The organism is Phenylobacterium conjunctum (genome assembly GCF_042679085.1).
Taxonomy (GTDB): Bacteria; Pseudomonadota; Alphaproteobacteria; order Caulobacterales; family Caulobacteraceae; genus Phenylobacterium; species Phenylobacterium conjunctum.
Genome location: NZ_JBHTLQ010000118.1, coordinates 1 through 1033, shown reverse-complemented (window position 1 = coordinate 1033; position 1033 = coordinate 1). Strand labels below are relative to the sequence as shown.

1 pseudogene is annotated in these 1033 nt (G+C 77.7%); it reads left to right on the top strand.

The window, feature by feature from the left end:
* Positions 1–1033, top strand: a pseudogene (locus ACFQ27_RS20820) (chromosome segregation protein SMC); the annotation flags it as partial.

Sequence of the window (1033 nt, the reverse complement as noted above, 5' to 3'; positions counted from 1 at the left end):
CCCGCACCCGCCGCGCCCTGGATCAGGCCAAGACCGAGCGCGCCCAATTGGGTCCGCCCGCGACGCCGCAGATCGAGGACGCCCGCGCCGAGCTGGAGCGCGCTGAAGCCAGCCTGGCCGCCGCCCGCGCCGCCCTGGAGGCCGCCGAGGATGAACGGGCCAAGGCCCAGGAGGCCGAGGCCCTGGCCCGCGATGCGGCCCGCAAGCAGGAAGACCACCTCGCCCGCCTGACCGCCGAGGCCCGCGGCCTGGCCCAGATCGTGGCCCAGCAGCGCCGCGGCGGTTTCGCCCCGGCCCTCGACTCGGTCGCCCCTGACCGCGGCTATCCCGCCGCCCTGGCCGCCGCCCTTCGCGACGACCTGGACGCCGCCCTTGATCCCAAGGCCCCGGCCTTCTGGGGCGGACGCGACGCCGCGGCGCCGGCCTGGCCGAACGGCGCACAGCCCCTGGCCCCCCTGGTCAAGGCGCCCGCCGCGCTCGCCGCGCGCCTGGCCTTCACCGCCCTGGTTCAGCGCCAGGACGGCGACCGCCTGCAGGCCGGCCTGCCGGTCGGCGCCCGTCTCGTCTCCAAGGAAGGCGACCTGTGGCGCTGGGACGGCTTCACCGCCCGCGCCGAGGCGCCCAAGCCCGCCGCCGTGCGGATGGAGCAGAAGACCCGCCTGGCCGAGGTGGAGACCGAGATCGAGGCCCTGTCGCCCAAGGCCAAGACCGCCCGCGAGGCCCAGGTCGCCGCGGCCCGGCGGGCCAAGGCCGCCGACGACGCCCAGCGCGAGGCCCGCCGCCAGCCCCAGGCTGCGGAACAGAAGGTCGCTGTCGCCCGTCAGACCCTGGAGAAGCTGGAGCGCGAGGCGGCCCGCCGCGAAGCCCACGCCCAATCCCTGGACGACGTGATCCGTCGGTTTGAGGCCGAGCTGGCCGACGCCGAGAGCATCCTGCGCGTCGCCCAGGCCGAGGCTGGCGAGGACGTGGCCATGGGCGATCTGCCTGCCCGCCTGGCCGCCGCCCGCGCCGCCGCCGGCCCCGCCCGCGAGGC